Annotated in this window: 16 protein-coding genes; 15 read left to right on the top strand and 1 reads right to left on the bottom strand. The window is 60.9% G+C overall.

Going from position 1 to position 19,064, the window contains the following annotated elements; all coding sequences use genetic code 11:
- Positions 1-15: 15 nt before the first annotated feature.
- Positions 16-888, bottom strand: coding sequence for an amidohydrolase family protein (locus B9Z41_RS05495; protein WP_100145972.1), 873 nt, complete (start codon positions 886-888; stop codon positions 16-18).
- 139 nt (positions 889-1,027) lie between these two features.
- On the opposite strand from B9Z41_RS05495, the gene B9Z41_RS05500 reads away from it, so the two are divergent.
- The 15 genes from B9Z41_RS05500 (at position 1,028) to B9Z41_RS05570 (ending at position 19,063) form a co-directional block, all read left to right on the top strand.
- Positions 1,028-1,807 carry a crotonase/enoyl-CoA hydratase family protein gene (locus tag B9Z41_RS05500; protein WP_199172943.1) on the top strand — a complete coding sequence of 260 codons (780 nt, stop codon included), beginning with the start codon at positions 1,028-1,030 and terminating at the stop codon, positions 1,805-1,807.
- A gap of 77 nt (positions 1,808-1,884) precedes the next feature.
- Positions 1,885-3,744, top strand: a complete 1,860-nt coding sequence (locus B9Z41_RS05505; RefSeq protein ID WP_100145974.1) for a feruloyl-CoA synthase — start codon at positions 1,885-1,887, stop codon at positions 3,742-3,744.
- A gap of 42 nt (positions 3,745-3,786) precedes the next feature.
- On the top strand, positions 3,787-4,572 hold the full coding sequence (locus B9Z41_RS05510) for an SDR family NAD(P)-dependent oxidoreductase (RefSeq protein WP_100145976.1): 786 nt from the start codon (positions 3,787-3,789) through the stop codon (positions 4,570-4,572).
- 37 nt (positions 4,573-4,609) lie between these two features.
- On the top strand, positions 4,610-5,743 hold the full coding sequence (locus B9Z41_RS05515; RefSeq protein ID WP_100145978.1) for an ABC transporter substrate-binding protein: 1,134 nt from the start codon (positions 4,610-4,612) through the stop codon (positions 5,741-5,743).
- An 81-nt stretch (positions 5,744-5,824) separates the two neighbouring features.
- Positions 5,825-6,865 (top strand): branched-chain amino acid ABC transporter permease, encoded by a 1,041-nt coding sequence (locus B9Z41_RS05520; protein WP_100145980.1) that lies wholly within the window; start codon positions 5,825-5,827, stop codon positions 6,863-6,865.
- Between the two features lies 1 nt (position 6,866).
- Entirely contained in the window at positions 6,867-8,633 is a 1,767-nt protein-coding gene (locus B9Z41_RS05525; RefSeq protein WP_100145982.1) for an ATP-binding cassette domain-containing protein, read from the top strand.
- Between the two features lie 12 nt (positions 8,634-8,645).
- Positions 8,646-9,380, top strand: coding sequence for an ABC transporter ATP-binding protein (locus B9Z41_RS05530; RefSeq protein WP_100145984.1), 735 nt, complete (start codon positions 8,646-8,648; stop codon positions 9,378-9,380).
- 5 nt (positions 9,381-9,385) lie between these two features.
- A complete protein-coding gene (locus tag B9Z41_RS05535; RefSeq protein WP_100145986.1) occupies positions 9,386-11,116 on the top strand; it encodes an acyl-CoA dehydrogenase family protein in 1,731 nt (576 codons plus the stop codon).
- A gap of 9 nt (positions 11,117-11,125) precedes the next feature.
- A complete protein-coding gene (locus tag B9Z41_RS05540; protein ID WP_100145988.1) occupies positions 11,126-11,566 on the top strand; it encodes a MarR family winged helix-turn-helix transcriptional regulator in 441 nt (146 codons plus the stop codon).
- Positions 11,567-11,649: 83 nt separating this feature from the next.
- Entirely contained in the window at positions 11,650-12,000 is a 351-nt protein-coding gene (locus B9Z41_RS05545; protein WP_100145990.1) for an FKBP-type peptidyl-prolyl cis-trans isomerase, read from the top strand.
- Positions 12,001-12,156: 156 nt separating this feature from the next.
- Positions 12,157-12,726 carry a nucleotide exchange factor GrpE gene (gene grpE / locus B9Z41_RS05550; protein ID WP_100145992.1) on the top strand — a complete coding sequence of 190 codons (570 nt, stop codon included), beginning with the start codon at positions 12,157-12,159 and terminating at the stop codon, positions 12,724-12,726.
- A gap of 70 nt (positions 12,727-12,796) precedes the next feature.
- Positions 12,797-14,725 carry a molecular chaperone DnaK gene (gene dnaK, locus B9Z41_RS05555; protein ID WP_100145994.1) on the top strand — a complete coding sequence of 643 codons (1,929 nt, stop codon included), beginning with the start codon at positions 12,797-12,799 and terminating at the stop codon, positions 14,723-14,725.
- A gap of 104 nt (positions 14,726-14,829) precedes the next feature.
- Positions 14,830-15,963, top strand: coding sequence for a molecular chaperone DnaJ (gene dnaJ / locus B9Z41_RS05560; protein WP_100145996.1), 1,134 nt, complete (start codon positions 14,830-14,832; stop codon positions 15,961-15,963).
- Between the two features lie 67 nt (positions 15,964-16,030).
- Positions 16,031-17,395: an MBL fold metallo-hydrolase RNA specificity domain-containing protein gene (locus tag B9Z41_RS05565; RefSeq protein ID WP_100145998.1), complete on the top strand. Its 1,365-nt coding sequence runs from the start codon at positions 16,031-16,033 to the stop codon at positions 17,393-17,395.
- Between the two features lie 3 nt (positions 17,396-17,398).
- A complete protein-coding gene (locus B9Z41_RS05570) occupies positions 17,399-19,063 on the top strand; it encodes a phosphoethanolamine transferase (protein ID WP_100146000.1) in 1,665 nt (554 codons plus the stop codon).
- The last annotated feature ends 1 nt before the right edge of the window (position 19,064 follow it).

Consider the following 19,064-nt stretch of genomic DNA (forward strand, 5'->3'; position numbering starts at 1 on the left):
AGCAACTCGTGCGCATCAAGCGGCTTTGTCCAGGCCCAACAGACGCACCGCGTTGTCTTTCAAGATGCCAGGCATCACCTCGGGCTTGAAACCGGCCACTTCAAAGTCTTTCATCCAGCGCTCGGGTGTGATCAACGGGTAATCGCTGCCGAACAACACACGGTCCTTGAGCAAGGTGTTGGCGTACTGCACCAGTTGCTTTGGAAAGTACTTGGGGCTCCAGCCCGACAAATCGATCCACACATTGGGCTTGTGGGTGGCCACGCTCAGTGCCTCGTCTTGCCACGGAAAGCTCGGGTGGGCCATGACGATTTGCATGTCGGGCCAATCGATGGCCACATCGTCCAAGTGCATCGGGTTGCTGTAGGCCAAGCGCAAGCCCCCACCGCAGCGCATGCCACTGCCAATGCCACTGTGGCCGGTGTGAAAAATTGCCGGTAGCTTGTAGTGGTTGATCACCTCGTAAATCGGCCATGCCATCTTGTCGTAGGGGTGGTAGCCCTGCACCGTGGGGTGGAACTTGAAGCCCTTGATGCCGTCCTCCTGGATCAAGCGCTCCGCTTCACGTGCGCCCATCTTGCCCTTGTGCGGGTCGATGCTGGCAAATGCAATCATCATGTCGCTGTTGGCCTTGGCGGCGTCGGCAATCTCTTCGTTCGGGATGCGGCGACGCCCCAGTTGCGACTCGCTGTCGACCGTGAACATCACCAAGCCGATCTTCTTTTCACGGTAGTAGGCCACCGTCTCATCAATGGTGGGACGGCGGTTGCTGCCAAAGAACTTGTCGGCAGCGCGGTCGTACTCCTCGCCATAGTTGTCAAACGGGTTGCGACAGCTCACCTCGGCATGGGTGTGGATGTCAATGGCGATGAGGTTTTTGTAGTCCATGCGAGGCAATCTCCTGTGAAAGTTAAGCGGTGATGGACTAGGGTAAGTCCGGATTATTTAGTTATTTTTCATAACCATAATTCAAACGCAGCTGAAATGCAACCCAACAAACCCGCCCCTGTCACGAAAGTCTTTCACCATGAACCTGAGCACGCCAGACATCCATTTCGAGATGCGCGACAACATCGCCGTGATCCGTCTCACGCGCCCCACCAAGCGCAATGCCCTGAGCGACAGCCTGGTGGCGTCGATCCGCAAAATCTTCGAAAACCTGCCCGAGCACGCGGGTGCCGCCGTGATCGACGGCGATGGCGAACACTTCTGCGCAGGGCTGGACTTGAGCGAAATCAAAGAACGTGACGCCGGGCAAGGCATGCACCACTCACGCTCGTGGCACGTGGCGCTGGAGCGCCTGCAATACGGCCCGGTGCCCGTGGTGGCTGCTTTGCACGGTGCCGTGGTGGGCGGCGGCTTGGAGCTGGCCAGTGCCTGCCACATCCGGGTGGCTGATGAGTCCACCTTCTATGCCCTGCCCGAAGGCTCGCGCGGTATTTTTGTGGGTGGCGGTGGCTCGGTGCGCATCCCGCGCCTGATTGGCGTGGCCCGCATGACCGACATGATGATGACGGGCCGTGTCTACAACGCCGTCGATGGTGAGCGCATTGGCCTCGCCCAATACCTGGTGCCCACCGGCAACGCGTTTGACAAAGCGTTGGAGTTGGCCCAGCGCATTGCCACCAACGCCCCGTTGACCAACTACGCCCTGATGCACGCCCTGCCCCGCATTGCCGAGCAGCCGGCCGACCAAGGCTTTTTGACCGAGGCCCTGATGGCCTCCATCGCCCAGTCCGCCCCTGAAGCCAAGCAACGTGTGCGCGACTTCCTGGAAGGCCGCGCGGGCAAGGTGCAAAAAAGCTAAGGCCCTGCACAAGAACGGCGCATAAGAACGGCGCGGCCTCAAGCAGCCCGCCCCCGGCACACACACTGGAGACACCGATGACAACAAAGTTTCGCGAGATGAAGTTTGGGGTGACGCGCGTCCAGATGCGCGAAGGCACAGCAGGCACGCGCTACATGCGGGCCGACCAAGACTTGACGCCTTACGCCATGCGGATGACCGACCGCTTGGTGCATTGGGCCGAGCACGCACCCGAACGCACCCTGTTTGCCCGCCGCCACAAAAATGCCGACGGCAGCACGGGCGACTGGCAGCACATCAGCTTTGCCCAAGCCCTGACCAGCGCCCGCCGCATTGCGCAAAGCCTGATCAACCGTGGGCTCAACGCGGAACGTCCGGTGGTCATCTTGTCGGAGAACGATTTACAGCACGCCCTGTTGGCGCTGGGCTGCATGTTGGCCGGTGTGCCGTATTGCCCGGCCTCGCCGGCTTACTCCACCATCAGCCAAGACTACGACAAGCTGCGCCACATCCTCACCACCCTCACGCCGGGCTTGGTGTTTGCATCAGACGCCAAGCGTTATGGCAAAGCCATCCAAACCGCCGTGGCAGCTGACGTGGAAGTGGTGCTGCACCAAGGCAGCTTGGACGGTCGCGCCAGCACCGCTTTTGCCGATTTGCTCAACACACCCGACACCCCTGCGGTGGACGCGGCCATGCAGGCCACCGGGCCCGACACCATCGTCAAGTTCTTGTTCACCTCGGGCTCCACCAAGCTGCCCAAAGCGGTCATCAACACACAGCGCATGTGGTGCGCCAACCAACAGCAAATGGGCCAATCCATGCCGGTGCTCGCGGCCTCGCCCCCGGTGCTGGTGGACTGGCTGCCGTGGAACCACACCTTTGGTGGCAACCACAACTTTGGCATGGTGATCTACAACGGCGGCACGCTCTACATCGACGACGGCAAGCCCACCCCGGCCCTGATGGCCGAGACCTTGCGCAACCTGCGCGAGATCGCGCCCACGGTCTACTTCAACGTGCCCACCGGCTTCGAGGCCATTGCCAACGCCATGAAAACCGACGACGCCTTGCGCAAAAACCTGCTGTCGCGCGTGCAGATGTTTTTCTACGCCGGTGCGGCGCTGGCGCAACCCATCTGGGACAGCCTGTTCGAGAGCCAGGAGCGTGAAATTGGCGAACGCATTGTGATGAGCACGGGCCTCGGCATGACCGAGTCCGGCCCCTTTGCCATCTTTGTCACCAGCCCGCGCGTCAAGTCGGGCGACTTGGGGGTTCCCACCCCGGGCCTGGAACTCAAGCTCGTGCCCAACAGCGACAAGGTGGAGGTGCGCTACAAAGGCCCCAACATCACGCCCGGCTACTGGCGCGCGCCTGAAGAAACCCGCGAACACTTTGACGAAGAAGGCTTCTTTTGCACCGGCGACGCCGTCACCTGGATCGACCCCAGCGACGTGCATCAAGGTCTGCGCTTTGACGGCCGCATCGCCGAAGACTTCAAGCTCTCGACAGGTACCTTTGTCAGCGTGGGCCCCTTGCGGGGCAAGATCATTGCGGCAGGTGCGCCTTACATCCAAGACGTGGTCATCACCGGGCTCAACCGCCGCGAAGTCGGTGCCATGATTTTCCCAACCGCGGCGGTGCGTACATTGAGTGGCCTGGACGCACACGCCTCGTTGGCCGAGGTGCTGGCCAGCGTCCCGGTGCTGGCGCATTTTCAAACCGTGCTCAACGAACTGTCCAGCCATGCCACCGGCAGCGCCTCGCGCGTGGCCCGTGCCGTGTTGCTGAGTGAGCCGCCGTCCATCGACAAAGGCGAAGTCACCGACAAAGGCTCCATCAACCAACGCGCCGTGCTCAAACACCGCGACGCCTTGGTGCAAGCCCTGCACGACGGCACGGCCCCACACACCTTGTTGCCCCAAGCGCAGGCCTGAGCGCTGGCACATCACACGCACTCAACGCACAGAAAGACCCCCATGCACATTCAAGGACAAACCGCCCTCGTCACCGGTGCCGCCTCAGGCCTGGGTGAAGCCACCGCCCGAGAGTTGGCCCGCCTGGGCGCCAAGGTGGCCGTGCTCGACGTCAACGCCGCGTTGGCGCAGCAAGTGGCCGAGCAACTCAACGCCCAGCATGGCGCGGGCACCGCCATCGCCTGCCATTGCGACATCACCCAAACCGAGAGCGTGCAAGCCGCACTCGACGCCGCCACGGCGGCCCTCGGGGCCGCCCGCATCTTGATGAACATCGCCGGCATCGGCACCGCCAAACGCGTGGTGGGCAAAGACGGCAACGCCGCCCCGCTGGAAGACTTTGCCCGCGTGGTCAACGTCAACCTGATTGGCGCTTACAACATCAGCCGCTTGTTTGCCGCCGCCTGCGCCAAGCTCTCGCCCGGTGAAGATGGTGAACGTGGCGTGATGATGTTCACCGCCTCGGTGGCCGCCTTCGACGGCCAAGTCGGTCAACAGGCCTACAGCGCCAGCAAAGGGGGGTTGGTGAGCATGACCTTGCCCATGGCACGCGACCTGGCACAACACGGCATCCGCGTGTGCACCGTGGCCCCGGGCTTGTTTGCCACACCGCTGATGAAGACCTTGCCCGAGGCTGTGCAGCAATCGCTGGCGGCCTCCATTCCCTTTCCATCCCGCTTGGGTAAACCCGAAGAGTTTGCCCAACTCGCGTGCCATATCGTGACCAACGGCCACCTCAACGGCGAAGTGATTCGCTTGGACGGCGCTTTGCGCATGTCACCGCGTTAATTTTTCACCTGCAATTTCATCCCACTAGGAGACAACCATGAAACTCAAAACCAGCCTCATCACCACCGCCATTGCCACGCTCATCAGCACGGCGGCATTGGCCGACATCAACATCGGCGTCAGCCTGTCGCTGACCGGCCCTGGCTCGGGTCTGGGCATTCCAATGCAAAACCAATTCAAGCTGTTCCCCAAAACCATTGCGGGTGAAAAAGTCAACCTCATCGTGCTCGATGACGCCACCGACCCCGGCAAAGGCGCGGCCAATGCCCGTCGCTTTGTGACCGAAGACAAGGTGGACCTCATCATCGGCTCGTGCATCACCGCCGTGGCCGCTGCCATGACCGACATCGCCAGCGAAGCAGGCACCGTGCAAATGGCTGGCTCGCCCGTGGGTGTGCCCGCAGGCAAAGACAAGTGGCTGTTCCGCTTGCCCCAGTCCAACACCGTGATGGGCCACGCCGTGGTCGAGCACATGAAAAAGCAAGGCGTCAAGACCATCGGTTTCTTGGGCTACACCGACGCTTATGGCGAACAGTGGCTCAAAGAAATCACCCCCCAGCTCGACAAAGCCGGCATCAAAATCGTCGCCACCGAGCGCTTTGCCCGCACCGACACCAGCGTGACCCCACAAGCCTTGAAGATCAACGCCGCCAACCCCGATGCCGTGCTGGTGGTGGCCTCTGGCAGCGGTGCCGCCATGCCCCAAATGGGTTTGGCTGAGCGTGGCTACAAAGGCAAGATTTACCAAACCCACGCCGCAGCCACCCAAGACCTGATGCGCGTCGGTGGCAAAACCGTGGAAGGCACGTTTGTGGTGTCAGGCCCCGCCGTGATCGCCGAGCAATTGCCTGAGAGCCACCCCTCCAAAAAGGTGTCCATCGCCTTCGTGCAGCAGTACGAAAAAGCCATGGGCCCCAACACCCGCAACCAGTTTGCCGGTCACTCGTATGACGCCCAAATCGCGCTGGAAAAAGCAGTGCCCCTGGCGCTGAAAAAAGCCAAGCCCGGCACGCCTGAGTTCCGCGCCGCTTTGCGTGACAGCCTGGAGACCATGGGTCGCACCATCTTTGCCCACGGCGTGATGAACTGGACACCCGCTGACCACTGGGGCTACACCATGGAAACCGGTGTGATGCTCAAGGTCGTGGACGGCCAATTCAAGGTCGAATAAGTCCGCCCCTGTGGCGCAGTGCCTCTTCACCAAGCGCTGCGCCACCCTGTTTCGTTTCTGATTGCACTGAGGCCTTTGCCCATGGATTTTTCAATTGCCAGCATCTTGCTGCTTGACGGCGTCACCAACGGCGCGGTGTATGGCCTGTTGGGCCTGGCCACCGTGCTGGTGTTCACCGTCACCCGCGTGATCTTTATTCCGCAAGGCGAGTTCGTCGCCTATGGTGCGTTGACGCTGGCCATTTTGCAAACCGGCAAAGTGCCCGGCACCGTGTGGTTGCTACTCATCTTGGCCGCTTGCGCCAGTGTGATGGAGCTGCTGGCCCGCTGGCGGCACGACGGCCGTTGGGGCAGCGCCGTGCGTGCGGCGCTCAAAACCTTGGTCGCGCCCGTGCTGATTTCTGGCCTCACCATCTGGGCCGCACCGCAACAACTCCCCCTCGCCGTGCAAGCAGTGTTGAGCGTGGCCATCGTCACCACCTTTGGCCCTCTGGTGTATCGCGTGGCCTACCAGTCGCTGGAAGACGCCACCCCTTTGGTGCTGCTGATCGTCTCAGTCGGCGTGCACTTTGCCATGACCGGTTTTGGTTTGCTGTTCTTTGGTGCCGAGGGTTACCGCAACCCAGCGTTCTGGGGTGACAACTTTGAGCTCGGCCCGGTGCGTGTGTCGGGCCAGACCTTGATCATCTTTGCCGTCGCGGCAGCCCTCATCACCTTGTTGTGGTTGTTCTTTGAACGCAGCCTGTTTGGCAAAGCCTTGCGCGCCACCGCAGTCAACCGCACCGGTGCGCGCTTGATGGGTATTTCCACCCACACCTCGGGCCAGCTCACCTTCATGATGGCGGCCTTGATTGGGGCCGTCTCGGGCCTCTTGATTGGCCCCACCACCACCGTGTTTTATGACTCGGGTTTTCTGATTGGCCTCAAAGGTTTTGTGGCCGCCGTGGTGGCCGGTTTATCCAGCTACCCCGGTGCCATGCTGGGGGCCTTGTTTGTGGGCGTCGTCGAGTCGTTTGGTTCGTTTTGGGCCAGCGCTTTCAAAGAGGTGATTGTGTTCACCCTGATTCTTCCTGTGCTGCTGTGGCGTTCGCTGCAAAGCGGCCACTCTGATGAGGACCATTGAGATGTCTCTGCTGCGTTTCAAATGGCCGGCTTTGTTTGCCTTGGTGCCTGTGGTGGCCGTGCTGCCCATGCCTGACTTCTGGATCTTCCAGCTCAACTACATCGGCCTGTATGCGCTGACCTGCCTGGGGCTGGTCTTGCTCACCGGCGTGGCGGGCTTGACCTCGTTTGGTCAGGCTGCGTTTGTCGGCATTGGGGCCTACACCACGGCGTGGCTGACCCTCAACCTGGACATCTCCCCCTGGCTGACCTTGTTCGTCGGCTTGGCGCTCACGGGCATCAGTGCGCTGGTGGTGGCCCTCATCACCTTGCGCATGTCGGGCCACTACCTGCCACTGGCCACCATCGCTTGGGGTCTGTCGCTGTACTACCTGATGGGCAACCTCGATGCACTGGGCAAGTACGACGGTTTGCTGGGCCTCAAGAGCCTGTCCATCGGCAGCTTTGACATTGGCCAGGGTCGCCCCTTCTTTGTGCTCACCTGGTTGCTGCTGATCGCCTCCGCCATGGGCTTTGACCGCTTGCTCGACTCGCGCGTGGGGCGCGTGATCCGCTCGCTCAAGACCGGCACCCAAATGGCCGAGGCCATGGGCATCAACACCTTTCGCTACAAAGTCATCACCTTCGTGATGGCGGCCTTGCTGGCCTCGGTGGCGGGTTGGCTGATGGCGCACTTTCAGCGCACCGTCAACCCCTCAGCCTTTGGCTTGAAGATGGGCATCGAGTACCTGTTCATGGCCGTGGTCGGTGGCGTGGGCCACATCTGGGGCGCAGTCGTGGGCGCAGGCCTGATCAAGCTGCTCGACGACCAACTCCAGGTGCTGTTGCCCAAGTTGATTGGCACCAGCGGCAGCTACGAAGTGATTGTGTTTGGCATTGCGTTGGTGATGGTGCTCAAGTACCTGCCCGACGGCCTGTGGTCACTGGTGGCGCGCTGGGTGCCACGCCGCGACCGCGAAGTCAACTGGAGCGCGGCCGCGCATTTGAGTGAACGCAGCAAACCCGCGCGCGGCGAATTGGTGCTGGAAGTGCAAGACATCCGCAAACAGTTTGGCGGCTTGGTGGCGGTCAACGACATCCGCTTTCAAATCAAGGCCGGGCAAATTGTGGGCTTGATTGGCCCCAATGGCGCGGGCAAGTCCACCACCTTCAACCTGATCACCGGCGTGTTGTCGCTCACCTCGGGCGTGGTGCGCTTTCGGGGCGAGACCATCAGCGGCCTGCCCTCACGCGAGATTGCGCGCCGTGGCATGGCGCGCACCTTCCAACACGTGAAGATGATTCCCGACATGACCGTGCTGGAAAACGTGGCACTGGGCGCCTACAGCCGTGGCCACCAGGGCGTGCTGGCAGGCATGCTGGGCACCAACGCACGCGAAGAACAACAGCTGTTCAAAGAAGCCCAACGCCAGCTCGAACGCATTGGCATTGGCCACTTGATGCACGAGTTGGCAGGCAACCTGGCCATGGGCCCACAACGCCTGATGGAAATTGCCCGTGCTCTGTGTGCCGACCCCGCCCTGCTGTTGCTGGACGAACCCGCGGCCGGTTTGCGCCACAAAGAAAAACAAGGGCTGGCCGATGTGCTGCGCCAACTGCGCGACGAAGGCGTGAGCATCTTGCTGGTGGAGCACGACATGGACTTGGTCATGCAAGTGTGTGACCACCTGGTGGTGATGGAGTTCGGCACCTTGCTGACCGAAGGCACCCCCGAAGAGATTCAACAAAGCCCGGTGGTGCGCGCTGCGTACCTGGGCACAGAACACTGAGCAGGCCCCGCCATGACACACCCCTTGCTTGAAGTGCGCGCCTTGCGCGCTGGCTACGGCAAAGCCGAAGTGCTGCACGGCATCGACCTGCATGCCGACAAAGGCCAGGTCATCACCGTGATCGGCCCCAACGGCGCTGGCAAATCGACCTTGCTCAACAGCTTGATGGGCTTGCTGCCCACGCGTGGCCAAGTGCTCTACAACGGCGAAGACATCAGCGCCTTGACGCTGGAAGAACGTGTCTTGCTGGGCCTGGCCCTGGTGCCCGAAAAGCGTGAGCTGTTTGGCAGCATGACGGTGCTGGACAACCTGGAGTTGGGCGGTTTTCGCCAGATGCGCCTGGGCAACCGCCAATGGCGCGAACGCATGGCCGATGTGTTTGACCTGTTCCCGCGCTTGAAAGAACGCAGCACCCAGCTCGCTGGCACGCTGTCGGGTGGCGAGCGCCAAATGCTGGCGGTGGGCCGCTCGCTCATGTCGCGCCCCGAAGTGCTGATGCTCGATGAGCCCAGCCTGGGGCTGGCACCGCTGATCGTCAAAGAAATCTTCGCCATCATCGAGACGCTGCGCCAGACCGGCGTGACGATTGTGTTGGTGGAACAAAACGCCCGCGCCGCGCTGGCCGTGGCCGACCATGGCTATGTGCTGGAGATGGGCGACGTGAGCCTGCATGGCAACGCCGCTGACTTGGCGCAAGACGCCCGCGTGATCGACACCTACCTGGGCGCTGCACGCGCCAAAGCCTGAGCCCTATGAGCGACTACCAACCCCGCCTCGACGACATCCAATTCATCTTGAACCAGGTGCTGCGCGCGCCTGAGCGCCTGGCCGAGTTGCCTGTGTTTCAAGAAGTCGATGCCGAGCTGATGGCCCAAGTGTTGGAAGAAGCAGGCAAGTTTGTGGCCGCTGAAATTGCGCCCTTGAACCGCTGTGGCGACGAAGTGGGCGCGCAGTGGCACCAAGGTGCCGTCACCCTACCGCCCGGCTTCAAAGACGCCTACCAAGCGTTTTGGCAAGCCGGCTGGGCCTCGCTGACCACAGCCACCGAAGACGGCGGCCAAGCCTTGCCTGCGGTGCTGGAGAGCGTGCTGTACGAATGGCTGTCTGCCGCCAACCATGGCTGGACCATGGCACCGGGTTTGTTGCACGGCGCCTATGAGTGCATCAAACACCACGCCAGCGAGGCCCTGCAAGCGCAATACGCCAGCAAGGTGGGCACGGGCGAGTGGCTGGCCACCATGTGCCTGACCGAACCCCATGCCGGCAGCGACTTGGGCCTGGCCACCACCCGTGCCGTGCCCCAAGCCGATGGCAGCTACCAAATTCGGGGCACCAAGATTTTCATTTCAGGCGGCGAGCACGACCTGACCGACAACATCGTGCACCTGGTGCTGGCGCGTCTGCCCGATGCGCCGCCCGGCCCCAAGGGCCTGTCGTTGTTTTTGGTGCCCAAGTTCTACGCCGACGGCAGCCGCAGCGCGGTGCACTGCGAACGCATTGAAGAAAAAATGGGCATCCACGGCAGCCCCACCTGCGTGATGCGCTTTGACGAGGCCACCGGTTGGCTGGTCGGTGAGCTTGGGCGTGGCCTCAACGCCATGTTCGTGATGATGAACGCCGCCCGTCTGCACGTGGCCTTGCAAGGCGTGGGCCTGCTCGACGCCGCTTGGCAAAAAGCCGATGCCTACGCCCACGAGCGCCGCCAGATGCGCGCGCCCAAACCGGTTGGGGTCAAGGGCGAGGTCACCGATTTGATCATTGAGCACCCCGCCGTGCGCCGCATCTTGGACACACAACGCGCCTGGGTCGATGGCGCGCGCGTGCTGGCCTACAAAACCGGCTTGGCGCTGGACATCGCCAAACACCACCCCGACGCCGCGCAGCGCGAATCGGCGCAACGCTGGTGCGCACTGACCACCCCGATTTTGAAAGCCGCCTGCACCGAGCAAGGTTTTCATGGCGCCAGTGACTGCCTACAGGTGTTTGGCGGCCACGGTTATGTGAGCGAATGGGGCATTGAGCAAAACCTGCGCGACGCCCGCATTGCCATGATTTACGAGGGCACCAACGAAATTCAAGCCATCGACCTGCTGATGCGCAAGGTCGTGGCCGACGGCGGTGCCGCCTTGCACACCACCCTGGACGAGTTGGCCCTTGGCCTGTCTGCCAGTCACGTGCATGAGGCCCAAGTGCTGGACTTGTTTGCCCAGCTGCGTGCGCTCACCGCCCAAGCCCTGGCCACGGCACAAGCGCCCGACGGCGCGGTGCGCCTGAGCTGGGTGGCAGGCGACTACCTGCGCCTGGCCACCCTGGCCTTGCTGGCTTGGAGCTGGACGCAAATTGACGTCGCCGTACAAGCCCTCCCGGCAACAAACGACACCGCCACCCGCTGGCACGCACCCGCCGCCGCCTTGCGCGCCTGGGTGCTGCCCGAATTTGACATGCGCGCGCAGATGGTGCGCACGCAGTGCATCCGTGCGTGACATGAGCGCATGAGCGACGAACTCGACACCCGCTACCTGGAAACCCTGCTGGGCTACAACACCCGGCGGGCCGCGCTGACCATCATCAGCCGCTTCATGGAGCGCATGGCGGCCTATGACCTGCGTCCGGTGGATTTTTCGGTGCTGTCCTTGATTGGGCACAACCCCGGCATCACCTCACGCCAGTTGTGCAGCGCGCTCAACATCTTGCCGCCCAATTTGGTGGGGCTGCTCAAAGACATTGAAAAGCGCCAGCTCATCAGCCGCAGCCCCCACCCGACCGATGGGCGGGCCATGGGCTTGTCGCTCACCGCCAAAGGCGCGGCCCTGATGCAAGAGGCCGAAGCCACGGCGCTGGACTCAGACCTGAGTGCGGCAGCAGCTTTGACAGCGAGCGAAATCAAAACCCTGACCCGACTGCTGCAAAAGATCTACCTCGCCCCCACCTGAGGGCGCGCACCCAGGGCAAGCCGGGGCTGAACACGGGGCCGCTACACTCTAAGGCTTCGATTTCTGACCCTCAAGGATTTGCCATGAACACCACCCCTTCCGGCCTGCAATACACCGACCACGTGGTGGGTGAAGGCGACACCGCAGCCGCTGGCCAGCACGTGACCGTGCATTACACCGGCTGGCTGTATGAAAACGGCGAGCAAGGTGCCAAGTTCGACTCCAGCCGTGACCGCAACGACCCATTTGACTTTCCGCTGGGCGCGGGCATGGTCATCAAAGGCTGGGACGAAGGCGTGCAAGGTATGAAGATCGGTGGCCAACGCACCTTGATCATTCCTCCTGGCTTGGGCTACGGTGCACGTGGCGCGGGCGGTGTGATTCCCCCCAACGCCACGCTGAAATTCGATGTGGAGTTGCTGGGCTTGGCATAAACCCACGCAGCCCGAGTTCTCACGCAACCTGGCGGGGCTCACAGCCCCGCTTTGTTTTGTTCGGTATTTTTTTCAAAACCCCTCTTGAAATAGGGTTGGCTGCCCTCAGCTTTGCTGGATCTCACACAAACAAGCCTCACTCAACGCACAAGAAGCATGTCTGACCCCACACAAAACCCCCATCCAGCGGCCCCTGACGCCGAGCAGCCTGCGACGCCAGGCACCGAAACCACCACCGCTGACAATGCTGCCCCCCTGGACCCTTTGACAGCAGCCCAGGCTGAAATTGCCATCCTGCAAGCTAAAACCGCTGAACTGCAAGACCAGTACGTGCGTGGTCAGGCCGAGGTGCAAAACGCCCGCCGCCGTGCCGACGACGAAGTTTCTAAAGCCCGCAAGTTCGCGTTAGAAAGTTTTGCCGACAGCCTGCTGCCAGTGGTCGACAGCTTGGAAGCTGGCCTGGCCGTGCAAACCGCCACGCCTGAGCAAATTCGCGAGGGTGCCGAAGCCACGCTGCGTCAACTCACCAGTGCGCTGGAGCGCAACAAGGTGATCGCCATCAACCCCGCAACAGGCGCCAAGTTTGACCCGGCACAGCACCAAGCCATCAGCGTGGTGCCCGCCGAACAAGAGGCCAACACCATCGTGGCTGTGCTGCAAAAGGGTTACCTGATTGCCGAGCGCGTGCTGCGCCCAGCCTTGGTCACGGTGACGGCACCGAAATAAACACTTGAAAACGGCAGGGTGATCCACATCTACCGTTCATCTGAATTTTAAAAATCACTGGAGTAAGAACATGGGAAGAATCATCGGTATTGACTTGGGCACCACCAACTCGTGCGTGGCCATCATGGAAGGCAACACCACCAAGGTGATTGAAAACGCCGAGGGTGCACGCACCACGCCGTCGATCATTGCGTATCAAGAAGACGGCGAGATCTTGGTGGGCGCATCCGCCAAGCGCCAAGCCGTGACCAACCCACGCAACACGCTGTACGCCGTCAAGCGTTTGATCGGCCGCAAGTTCGCTGAAAAAGAAGTTCAAAAAGACATCGACTTGATGCCCTACACCATCAGCAAAGCCGACAACGGCGACGCTTGGGTGGAAGTGCGTGGCAACAAGTTGGCACCTCCGCAAATCAGCGCTGAAATTTTGCGCAAGATGAAGAAAACCGCCGAAGACTACCTCGGCGAAGAAGTGACCGAGGCCGTCATCACGGTGCCCGCTTACTTCAACGACGCACAGCGCCAAGCCACCAAAGACGCAGGCCGCATCGCAGGCTTGGATGTCAAGCGCATCATCAACGAACCCACGGCTGCGGCCTTGGCTTTTGGTTTGGACAAAACCGAAAAGGGCGACCGCAAGATTGCCGTGTATGACTTGGGTGGCGGCACGTTTGACGTGTCGATCATTGAGATCGCTGACGTCGATGGCGAGAAGCAATTCGAAGTGCTCTCCACCAACGGCGACACGTTCTTGGGTGGCGAAGACTTTGACCAACGCATCATCGACTTCATCATCACCGAGTTCAAAAAGGAATCCGGTGTCGACCTGTCCAAAGACGTGTTGGCCTTGCAGCGCCTCAAAGAAGCCGCTGAAAAGGCCAAGATCGAGTTGTCCAGCTCGGCCTCGACCGACATCAACCTGCCCTACATCACCGCCGATGCTTCAGGCCCCAAGCACCTGAACATCAAGCTCAACCGCGCCAAGCTGGAACAGCTGGTGGACGAGTTGATCGAGCGCACCATTGCCCCTTGCCGCATGGCCATCAAGGACGCGGGTGTGTCGGTGAGCGACATTGACGACGTGATCTTGGTCGGCGGTATGAGCCGCATGCCCAAGGTGCAAGACAAGGTCAAAGAGTTCTTCGGCAAAGAGCCACGCCGTGACGTCAACCCTGACGAAGCCGTGGCTGTGGGCGCCGCCATCCAAGGCCAGGTGTTGTCGGGTGACCGCACCGATGTGTTGTTGTTGGACGTGACACCTTTGTCTTTGGGCATCGAAACCCTGGGCGGTGTGATGACCAAGATGATCACCAAGAACACCACCATTCCCACCAAGTTTGCGCAGACCTTCTCGACCGCCGACGACAACCAGCCAGCGGTGACCATCAAGGTCTACCAAGGCGAGCGTGAGATGGCTACGGGCAACAAGTTGCTGGGTGAGTTCAACCTCGAAGGCATTGCCCCCGCCGCACGTGGCACGCCACAAATTGAAGTGTCGTTTGACATCGACGCCAACGGCATCCTGCACGTGGGCGCCAAAGACAAAGCTACGGGCAAAGAAAACAAGATCACCATCAAGGCCAACTCTGGTTTGTCGGAAGCCGAGATTCAGCAGATGGTGAAAGACGCCGAGTTGAACGCTGCCGAAGACAAGAAGAAACTTGAAATCGTGCAGTCGCGCAACCAGGCCGATGCCGCGGTGCACAGTGTCAAAAAGAGCTTGGGTGAGCACGGTGACAAGCTCGACGCCGGTGAGAAAGAGAAAATCGAAGCCGCGATCAAAGAAGTTGAAGAAGCCTTGAAGGGCGAAGACAAAACCGAGATCGATGCCAAGACCGAAGCCCTGATGACTGCGGCTCAAAAGCTGGGTGAAAAAGTCTATGCCGACATGCAAGCCAACCAAGCCGCTGCCGGCGGTGCCACAGGTGCGCCCGAGCAAGCCAAACCAGCCGACGACAACGTGGTCGACGCTGAAGTGAAAGAAGTCAAAAAGGGTTAAGCCCTCGCTCTTTCTTTGAGACGAATTTCGCCGCGTTTCACCTGCTTCAGGTGGACACGCGGCGAAGTCGTTAGATACAGCCCCTCACCACACAGCGCTGCACCATGTCCAAACGCGATTTTTATGAAGTTCTCGGCGTCCCCAAAAACGCCAGCGAAGAAGAGATCAAAAAGGCCTATCGTAAACTAGCGATGAAGTACCACCCTGACCGCAACCAGGGGGACAAAGCCAAAGAAGCAGAAGCCCAATTCAAAGAGGTCAAAGAGGCCTACGAGATGATGTCGGACCCGCAAAAGCGTGCCGCCTATGACCAGTACGGCCACGCTGGGGTGGACCCCAACATGCGCGGCGGCCCCGGTGGCGCTGACTTTGGTGGCGGCTTCGGGGAAGCCTTTGGTGACATCTTTGGCGACATCTTTGGTCAAGCCCGTCGCGGCGCTGGAGGCCGTCAGGTCTACCGTGGCAACGACCTGAGCTATGCCCTCGAAATCACGTTGGAAGAAGCTGCTCACGGCAAAGACGCGCAACTGCGCATTCCGAGCTGGGACGAGTGCGACACCTGCCACGGCACGGGCGCCAAACCTGGCACCTCGCCCAAGACCTGTAGCACCTGCCATGGCAGCGGCCAGGTGCAAATGCGCCAAGGGTTTTTCAGCGTGCAACAAACCTGTCCGCATTGCCGCGGCACCGGCAAGATCATTCCTGACCCCTGCACCAGCTGCCATGGGCAAGGCAAGATCAAGCGCCAGAAAACACTCGAAGTCAAAATCCCAGCCGGCATCGACGACGGCATGCGCATCCGCAGCACCGGCAACGGCGAGCCAGGCACCAACGGTGGCCCGGCAGGCGACTTGTTCATCGAGATTCGCATCAAGAAGCACGACATCTTCGAGCGCGATGGCGATGACCTGCACTGCTCGGTGCCCATCAGTTTCACCACGGCAGCGCTGGGTGGCGAAATCACCGTGCCCACACTGGCAGGTGAAGCCGCGATTGACATTCCTGAAGGCACGCAAAACGACAAGCAGTTCCGCCTGCGTGGCAAAGGCCTCAAGGGTTTGCGCTCCAGCTTCCCCGGCGACTTGTACTGCCACATCACAGTGGAGACGCCCGTCAAGCTGACAGAGCACCAGCGCAAGCTGCTCAAAGAGCTGGATGAGTCCCTGAAAAAAGGGGGCTCCAAACACTCGCCCGCCGAAGGCGGCTGGGCTGACAAACTCAAACGCTTTTTCAGCTGAGTTCAAGGCCTCGCAGCGCGCTCATACTGCGTGAGGTATCGCCACACATTCAGGAGATACTTCACGCATGAGTGTCAACATCACCTTCCTGGGCGGAACCGGCACGGTTACCGGCTCCAAGTATTTGGTTGAACATGCAGGTCAGCGCCTGCTGGTCGATTGCGGTTTGTTCCAAGGCTACAAGCAGCTGCGTTTGCGCAACTGGTCTCCCCTGCCGGTGGCGCCCCTGGACATACAGGCGGTCATCCTGACGCATGCCCATTTGGACCACAGTGGTTATTTACCCTTGCTGGCACGTCAAGGCTTTCGGGGGCGCGTGCATGCCACGGCCGCCACCTGCGATTTGTGCGCGATCTTGTTGCCCGACAGTGGCCACCTGCAAGAAGAAGACGCGGCGTTTTTAAACCGCCATGGCATGTCCAAGCACAGCCCGGCCTTGCCGCTCTACAGCAAGCGCGATGCGCTGATGAGTTTGGACTTGTTGCATGCCGAGACCCTAGGCCACACCTTCTCGCCCATCCCGGGCTGGAAGGCCACGTTCTCATCGGCAGGGCATATCTTGGGGGCGGCCAGTGTGCTGCTTGAAGTGGCTGGACGGCGCATTCTCTTCAGTGGTGATTTGGGTCGTCCCGACGACTTGCTGATGAACCCGCCCGATGCACCGCCCAATGCGGACACGGTGTTGATCGAGTCGACCTACGGCAACCGCGAACACCCGCACGAAAACGTCTTGGCGGAGTTGGGCCCGGCGCTCAAGAAAGTGTCAGCGCGCGGCGGCGTGGCCGTGGTGCCGGTGTTTGCGGTAGGACGCGCCCAGGCTTTGCTACACGCCATCGCCTTGCTCAAACAGCGCGGCGATATCCCGCACAGCCTGCCCGTCTTTTTGGACAGCCCGATGGCTGTGCACACCACCGAGTTGATGCAACGCCACCCCGGCGCCCACCGGCTCGATGCACAAGCCCTCAAAGCCATGAAGCATGTGGCCACCATGGTGGAGACGCCCGAGCAATCGAAAGCCTTGTCCAAACGCCATGGACCTATGGTGATTTTGTCGGCCAGTTGCATGGCCACGGGAGGACGGGTGCTGCACCACTTGGCGCACTACCTGCCGGATCACCGCAACATGGTGGTGCTCACGGGTTACCAAGCCCCAGGCACGCGTGGTGCAACCTTGGCCAATGGCGGCGCCACACTGCGCATCCACGGCCAAGAAGTGAGCGTTCAGGCCGAGGTGGTGCAACTTGAATCGTCCTCGGCCCATGCCGATGCCAGCCAGTTGATGGGCTGGTTGCGTCGCATGAAAAAAAAGCCCGATCAGGTCTACGTGGTGCACGGCGAGCCCGAAGCCGCAGATGCCTTGCGCCAACAGATCGACCATGGCCTGGGATGGCGGGCCATGGTTCCCGAGCACAACAGCACTTGGCCCACCTGACCCATGCGCATGATGTTTTTAAATCCTCCTGAGCGTGCACCACGTTCAGCCTTGAGTCTGGTATTGCTGAGCAGCCTGTGGCTGGCTGTGGTGGGCAACATCGCCTTGTGGCAAACCTTGTGGGCCTTGCCAGACCTGACAGGCTGGCGGGGAGTCGCTTTTGGGGGGGCGTTCGCGTTGATCATTGCCAGCGCGTTGACCGCCTTGCTGTCACTCCTGGCATGGCGCTGGACCTTGAAGCCGGCCATCAGCTTCTTGCTGTTGTGTGCCGGGTTTGCCACCCACTACATGCTGAGCTATGGCATTGTGGTGGACACGCCCATGCTGATCAATGTGTTGCAAACCGACAGCCGTGAAGCGCGCGACCAGCTGAGTGTGGGCTTGGGTCTGACCGTGGCCTGGGTGGCAGGCCTGCCCCTGTGGTGGCTGTGGCGTCAAACCTGGGCCCCCGTGCGCTGGGGCCAACAACTGCTGCGCAATGCGGGACTGTGTGTGGCTGCGCTATTGGTCATGCTGGGTGCCACCCAGTTGGTGTTTCAAGACTTTGCCTCGCTGATGCGCAACCACACCCAGTTGCGCTACCAAATCAACCCGCTCAACAGTGTGTATGCCATTCTTGATTTGACGGTGATTCCGTCCGAACAACGCAGCGGCCCCATGCAAGCCTTGGGCGAAGATGCGCGCATCGCGGCACACACAGCCAAAAGTGCGGACACTGCACATCCGCCGCTGTTGGTGCTGGTTCTGGGCGAAACGGCACGCAGCAAAAACTTCTCGCTCAACGGTTATGAACGCCTGACCAACCCCCTGCTGGCCAAAGAGAACGTGGTGAGCTTTCGCCAGGTCACCTCCTGTGGCACCAGCACCGCCGAGTCGGTGCCGTGCATGTTCTCGCATCTTGGGCGAGAAGGGTTTGCCAAACGCAAAAACGAATCGGAAAACCTGCTCGATGTGTTGCAACGCGCGGGCTATGCGGTGCTGTGGATGGACAACCAATCGGGGTGCAAAGACCAGTGTGACCGTGTGCCCAACGTCAACACCTCTTCGCTCAACATCGCTGGCGAGTGTGAAGACGGCGAATGCCGTGACACCGTGATGCTCAAGCGCATTGACGCCGAGTTAGCCAAACTTCCGGCTGAAAAACGCGCACGCGGCACGGTGGTGGTGATGCACCAGATGGGCAGCCACGGACCCGCATACTACAAACGCACGCCGGTTGAATTTAAAAAATTCCAGCCTGAGTGCAAAGAAAATTCGCTGTCGCAATGTGACCGCCAGCAAGTGGTCAATGCGTATGACAACACCATCGTGTTCACCGATTACTTTTTGTCGCGACTCATTGGGTGGCTGAAGACCCAAGAAACAAGCAGCTCGCCCGCCATGCTGTACGTGTCAGACCACGGTGAGTCGTTGGGCGAGAACAACCTCTACTTGCATGGACTGCCCTATGGCATGGCACCTGATGTGCAAAAACATGTGGCCATGATCAGTTGGCTGTCACCCGGCTTTGAGCGCTGGAGCGGTGTGAGCACCGCGTGTCTGAAGAACCAGCGTGACCGTGCGCTGTCGCACGACCATTTGTTTCACTCTGTCTTAGGTGCCATGGCCGTGCAAACCAGCGTGTACCAGGCCGAGCGGGACCTCTTTGTGGCCTGTCAGGGCCGCTGAG

The sequence above is a fragment of the Limnohabitans sp. JirII-31 genome, from assembly GCF_002778315.1.
In the GTDB taxonomy this organism is placed as follows: domain Bacteria; phylum Pseudomonadota; class Gammaproteobacteria; order Burkholderiales; family Burkholderiaceae_C; genus Limnohabitans.